The sequence below is a fragment of the Bradyrhizobium sp. genome, from assembly GCF_049581145.1.
In the GTDB taxonomy this organism is placed as follows: domain Bacteria; phylum Pseudomonadota; class Alphaproteobacteria; order Rhizobiales; family Xanthobacteraceae; genus Bradyrhizobium.
This window is the reverse complement of sequence record NZ_JBAURI010001021.1, coordinates 1-6,001: the sequence shown is the minus strand read 5'-3', so window position 1 is coordinate 6,001 and position 6,001 is coordinate 1. Positions and strand designations below refer to the sequence as shown.

Annotated in this window: 5 protein-coding genes; 3 read left to right on the top strand and 2 right to left on the bottom strand. The window is 64.2% G+C overall.

Annotation, left to right across the window (positions count from 1 at the left end):
• Window positions 1-1,216 (top strand): adenylate/guanylate cyclase domain-containing protein (locus WCB02_RS33115; protein WP_423965027.1); only part of this gene is annotated, 1,216 nt, incomplete at its 5' end.
• Between the two features lie 30 nt (window positions 1,217-1,246).
• Here the strand turns inward: WCB02_RS33115 and WCB02_RS33110 are convergent.
• Window positions 1,247-1,462, bottom strand: a complete 216-nt coding sequence (locus tag WCB02_RS33110; protein ID WP_423965025.1) for a ChaB family protein — start codon at window positions 1,460-1,462, stop codon at window positions 1,247-1,249.
• 180 nt (window positions 1,463-1,642) lie between these two features.
• On the opposite strand from WCB02_RS33110, the gene ftsH reads away from it, so the two are divergent.
• Window positions 1,643-3,544 (top strand): ATP-dependent zinc metalloprotease FtsH, encoded by a 1,902-nt coding sequence (gene ftsH / locus WCB02_RS33105; RefSeq protein WP_423965022.1) that lies wholly within the window; start codon window positions 1,643-1,645, stop codon window positions 3,542-3,544.
• A 181-nt stretch (window positions 3,545-3,725) separates the two neighbouring features.
• On the top strand, window positions 3,726-5,699 hold the full coding sequence (locus WCB02_RS33100) for a protein-L-isoaspartate(D-aspartate) O-methyltransferase (protein WP_423965029.1): 1,974 nt from the start codon (window positions 3,726-3,728) through the stop codon (window positions 5,697-5,699).
• A gap of 111 nt (window positions 5,700-5,810) precedes the next feature.
• Here WCB02_RS33100 and WCB02_RS33095 read toward each other — a convergent pair.
• The coding region (locus WCB02_RS33095; protein WP_423965019.1) for a hypothetical protein at window positions 5,811-6,001 on the bottom strand (191 nt) is incomplete at its 5' end.

The window sequence follows — 6,001 nt, the reverse complement described above, 5'->3', positions numbered from 1 at the left end:
CGCGCCGTCGACGGCTCGCTCCGGCAACAGCTCCATAGCCGGCGTCTACATTCAGGCAACCGCCGTCGGCAATCTGCTCGCCCGCGACGCCCTGGTCGAGCTCGGACGGTCCCCGACAACGATCATCGCCATCGGCGTTGCCCTCCTGGTCGCCATCGCCGCGCGATTGTTCTCCCCGGTCACCGCCGCGTCGGTCTATCTCGGACTGGTCGCGATCTGGACGACAGGCGCAACGATGGTCTTCGCCAAGGCGCTGGTGTTGCCGTTGAGCGAGCCGTTTGCCGCCGGTCTGGCGTCGCTGGTGATGACGATCGCCTACCGGTTGGTCGTGACCGATCGGGGCCAGCGATTGCTCCGGCGCAGCTTTGCGCTTTATCTGGCGCCGCAAGTGATCGACAGCATGCTGGCCTCCAACAAGCTGCCGGTGCTTGGCGGCGAGACCCGCGATGTGACCGTGTTCTTCTCGGATCTTGCGGGCTTTTCCGCGATCGCCGAACAGATGACGCCGACCGAACTGGTGGCATTCATGAACGAATATCTGTCAGCGATGACCGACATCATCGAGAGTCGAGGCGGCTATGTCGACAAATATATCGGCGACTCCATCGTGGCTGTATTCGGCGCGCCGGTCGACGATGCCGATCACGCCAGGAATGCCGTGGCCGCCGCGCTCGGCTGCCGCGCCCGACTTGATGAGCTCAATAAGTCCTCTACCGCCTTTCACGGCCTTCAGGTCGCGCACCGCATGGGCCTGAACTCCGGCGAGGCGCTGGTTGGCAATATCGGCTCGCGTCGGCGCTTCAACTATTCGGTCATGAGCGATGCGGTGAATGTCGCCTCGCGGCTCGAGGGTGCCAACAAGTATTACGGCACGACGATCATCGCCTCCGAAATGACGGTGGCTCTCGCGGGTAAAACCTTCGCTTGGCGCGAACTCGACGCGACGCGCGTGAAAGGACGCGCGACGCCGGTGAAGATTTACGAGCTGGTCGCGATGGCAAGCGAGGAGACGGCGCAGCAGCGCCAGGCGGCCGCTGCCTACGCCGAGGGGCTGGCGCGATGGCGGACACGCGCGTTCGCTGCGGCCGCGGCGAGTTTCGCGTCGGTCGCCGAATTTGATCAGCCGTCGGCGTTGTTCCTGGCGCGGGCGAACCAATTCGCGAGCCATCCTCCGGGGCCGGATTGGGAGCCGGTCAGCACATTGCAGAGCAAGTAGCCGACCTCGGGAGGATAACGTGCGCCTGAACTATTCGCGCGGCACCCACCGGTCCCCGAATTTTTCGTATTTGCGCTTCACCGCCGCCCAGGCGACGCGATGGGCGGTTTTCTCCCGCTTCAGCGGGCCGCGGGCGGCGTATTCGACCCAGGCGCTGTTGAAGGCGCCGACGTAGATCTCCTGCGCGTGAATCGGCAGATGAGACTGCAGTGGCGGCGGGAGGTCGTCGATCGATGCGTAGGGCATGCGCCGTCCCTTTCGGCCTGACGCGAACTAGCAAAGCACGCGCACATCGCTGCCTGTTGATCCAAAGCAAGCGCGTGCCGTGTAAGTTTATTAGGATTTTGGCTCGTCAGGAACTTCTCGCGCCATTGCCGGCTTGATGCGTGCGGGTGGTGTCGCCGTGTGATTTGCCCGGAGAACGAGATGGCAACCGATCCGTCCCAGCGCAAGCAGACCATCGCCATCGGATATATTTTTGCCGCCGGCATCGGCATGCTGGTGCTGCAATGGGTGCTCACGACCTACAACACGGTTGAAACCATTCCTTACAGCCAGTTCGAGCAGCTCGTCGATCAGGGCAAGGTCAGCGAGGTCGCCGTCGGCCAGGACACCATCCAGGGCAAGCTGAAGGACAAGGAGAAGCTGGAGAGCGGCAAGCAGGACTTTGTTACCGCGAGGGTCGATCCGGCATTTGCAGAAAAACTGGCGGCGAAGGGTGTCGTGGTCACCGGCGTGCCGTCGGGCGGGCTGCTGCAGACCATCCTGTCCTGGGTCGTGCCGGCCGTGCTGTTCTATCTGGTCTGGGTGTTCCTGTTCCGGCGGGTCGCCGAGCGTCAGGGCTTTGGCGGGCTGATGTCGATCGGCAAATCGCGCGCCAAGATCTATGTCGAAAAGGACACCAAGGTGACCTTCGCCGATGTCGCCGGCGTCGAGGAAGCCAAGTTCGAACTGCAGGAAGTGGTGTCCTTTCTCAAGGACCCCCAGAGCTACGGCAGGCTCGGGGCGCATGTGCCCAAGGGTATTCTGTTGGTCGGCCCCCCCGGCACCGGCAAGACGCTGCTGGCGCGCGCGGTGGCCGGCGAGGCCGGCGTTGCCTTCTTCTCCATCTCCGGCTCCGAATTCGTCGAGATGTTCGTCGGCGTCGGCGCCGCGCGGGTCCGCGACTTGTTTGCGCAGGCGCGGCAGGCGGCGCCCTGCATCATCTTCATCGACGAGCTCGACGCGCTCGGCCGCAGCCGGAGCCAGGGCGGCGGTTTCGGCGGCTATGACGAGAAAGAGCAGACCCTGAACCAGCTGCTCGCCGAGCTTGACGGCTTCGATCCCAGTGCCGGCGTGATCCTGCTGGCGGCCACCAACCGGCCTGAAATTCTCGACCCGGCGCTGCTGCGGGCAGGACGGTTCGACCGGCAGGTCCTGGTCGACCGCCCCGACAAGAGCGGACGCACAGCGATCCTGAAGGTGCATGTGCGCAAGATCAGGATGAGCAAGGATGTCGACCTCGAGAAGGTCGCCGCTCTCACCGCAGGTTTCACCGGCGCCGATCTTGCCAATCTGATCAATGAAGCGGCGATCGCGGCGACCAGGCGCCGCGCCGAGGAAGTCTCTTTCGATGATTTCACCGTTGCGATCGAGCGGATCGTGGCCGGCATCGAGAAAAAAAGCAGAGTGCTCGGCAAGGAAGAACGCCGCCGGGTCGCCTATCACGAGATGGGCCATGCGCTGGTTGCAGCCAACCTCGCCGGCGTCGATCCTGTGCAGAAAGTGTCGATCATTCCCCGCGGCGTCGGCGCGCTCGGCTATACGATGCAGCGGCCGACCGAGGATCGCTTTCTGTTGTCGATCAGCGAGTTGAAGAACCGCATCGCCGTGCTGATGGGTGGGCGCGCGTCCGAGCAGGTGATCTTCGACGGCGACGTCTCGACCGGCGCCGCCGACGACCTGCAGCGGGCCACCGAGATCGCGATCGAGATGGTCACCAAATACGGCATGGATGCCAATGTCGGCCAGCGTACCTACGCACCGCGGCCGCAGAGCTTCCTGCCGGCAATGCAGGACCAGATCGTCAGCGCCGCCGACGTCACCGGACGCGAGATCGATCTGGCGGTGCGGGATCTGGTCGAGGCGGGCGACGCCTGCGCCCGCGCCATTCTCGAAAAGCACCGCCACGAACTGGATACCGGCGTCGAACTCCTGATCGCAAGGGAGACGCTGACCGCGGATGAGTTCGCGCCGCTGCGCCCCATCGCAGCGCAAGAGAGAGGGCAAGAGAAAGCGCACCAGACGGTGCAAGAAGAAGTGGAGGAAAAAGCGCAAGCTCCGGTCTGACAGGTTGCTTTTGCGGTCCTCCGGCCACCTCCGATTGATACCGATCAAGTCGGCCGCCGTATGACGGTCCTAGGAATTTGATGAATAAGACCAGATACCGGGAGGCGTCGCCGTGGTATCCCGAGGGCTCGAACCGGGCGGGACTGGCGAACAAAGATCTTCTGCTGCGCTGCGCGAGGACATGGTCCGGCGTGACATCGCGGCGCGCGGCGTGCGCGACGAACTGGTGCTGGACGCCATGCGAAAAGTGCCGCGCGAGCTGTTTCTGCCGGAGAAGCTGCGCGAGTTTGCCTACGAAGATTCCCCGCTGCCGATCGCGGGCGAACAGACCATCTCGCAGCCCTATATTGTCGCCTTCATGCTGGAAGCCCTGATGCTGGAGGGCGGAGAGAAAGTGCTCGAGATCGGCACGGGCTCCGGCTACGCCGCCGCGGTGCTGTCGGAGATCGCCTCTCATGTCTACAGCATCGAACGTCTCGGTCGGCTCGCCGATCAGGCCGCCGAAACCCTTGCCGATCTCGGCTACGACAATGTTCATGTTCGTCATAGCGACGGCACCCGCGGCTGGCCGGAACACGCGCCCTATGATGCGATCGTGGTCGCGGCCGGCGGCCCGCAAGTCCCGGACTCGCTGAAACAGCAGCTGAAGGTCGGCGGCCGTTTGGTGATGCCGGTCGGCACGGACCAGCGCTCCCAGGAACTCGTGCGCGTGACCCGCGTTGCACCGGTCGACTATCGCAGCGAGGACATCGCTGACGTCCGCTTCGTTCCGTTGATCGGCGCAGAGGGCTGGTCGAGCGCGGAAGGCGTTGCGCGGGCGCCGGCCCGTCGCGCGCTGCGGCCGGCCTCCTCCGAGGAGGACGTGCTGGTCCGCGACCTCGCCGATGCCGCGGACACCTTTCCATCAATCGAGGCCGCTGATCTCCATCCGTTGCTCGCACGCATCGGATCGGCGCGCATCGTGCTGCTCGGCGAAGCCACCCACGGCAGCAGCGAGTTCTATCGGATGCGGGCGCGGATCACCCGCGACCTCGTCCTCCACAAGGGTTTCCGCTTTATCGCCGTCGAAGCCGATTGGCCGGACGCGGCGCGCGTCGACCATTACGTGCGGCATTTCCAGTATCCGCCGTCGGAATGGACCGCGTTCGCGCGGTTTCCGACCTGGATGTGGCGCAACACCGAAATGCGCGATGTCGTGAGCTGGCTGCGCAAGCACAACGGCACGGTCGAACGAGACCAGCGCGTCGCGTTTCACGGGCTGGATCTCTACAGCCTCTACGATTCAATTCGCTCGGTCCTGAACTATCTCGACGAGGTCGATCCGCAATCGGCCCGCGTCGCCCGTGAACGCTATGGCTGCCTGACGCCCTGGCAGCGCGATCCCGCGACCTACGGCCATGCCGCGCTGACCGGCACCTATCCTACCTGCGAGGCCGCTGTTGTCCACGCTCTCACCGACCTGCTCGCCAAGCGCCGCGTCTATGCGGAGCACGACGGCGAACGCTTTCTCGATGCCGAACAGAATGCGCGGCTGGTCGCCGACGCCGAACGCTACTATCGCATCATGTACTACGGCTCGCGCGCCTCTTGGAATCTGCGCGACAGCCACATGTTTGAGACCCTGCAGAACCTGCTTGCGTTCCACGGGCCCGCCAGCAAGGCGGTGGTGTGGGCGCACAATTCGCATGTCGGAAATGCGGCCGCGACCGAGATGGCCGCGCGTGGCGAGCACAATATCGGCCAGCTCTGTCGCCAGGCGTTCGGTGACGAGGCCTATCTGGTCGGCTTCGGCACCCATGGTGGAACGGTTGCGGCGGCCTCCGAATGGGACGGCGCGATGGAGGTCAAGAATGTCCGTCCCTCCCTGCCGGGCAGTTATGAGCGATTGTGTCATGCGACGGGACATGCGCGTTTCATGCTGGGGCTGCGCGGCCGAGATGATTTGTGTGACGTGAAGGGCCTCGGCAAGCAACGGCTGGAGCGGGCGATCGGTGTGATCTACCGGCCGGAGAGCGAAATGGCGAGCCACTACTTCCGCGCCAGCCTGCCGCAGCAGTTCGATGAATATATCTGGTTCGACGAGACCTGCGCGGTGACGCCGCTTGAGACCACCGAAATCGAGGGGCTTCCGGATACCTATCCATTCGGAGTGTGACCGACCTCAGGTGACTCATGTGGTCCGATCGCCGCTGTTCAGCGGACGGCCCCGAAGTACCTGGCCTTGCGCTAGGCGACCGATCCCTTGCAACCTGTCGTTTCCAAGCCCTCAGCCATCCTGAAGCATGAGCCGGACCAATATTCCGATTTTCAGAAATTGTTCTTGACGCTCATCCCAAATCACCTGCATAGTACCGCCATCCTGTCCCACAGAGGGGCGTTCCGGATCGTCCAGAGACGCGGGGCAGGATGCGGTGGACGCGGCAGCGTCAGGCGTGACACGTGATGGCAGGGCGGGTT

What these genes read in the sequence shown, in the direction of transcription:
- WCB02_RS33110 (WP_423965025.1), bottom strand. Translation starts at nt 1,462, where the DNA reads ATGCCCTACGCATCGATCGACGACCTCCCGCCGCCACTGCAGTCTCAT.
- WCB02_RS33100 (WP_423965029.1), top strand. Translation starts at nt 3,726, where the DNA reads ATGGTCCGGCGTGACATCGCGGCGCGCGGCGTGCGCGACGAACTGGTG.
- ftsH (WP_423965022.1), top strand. Translation starts at nt 1,643, where the DNA reads ATGGCAACCGATCCGTCCCAGCGCAAGCAGACCATCGCCATCGGATAT.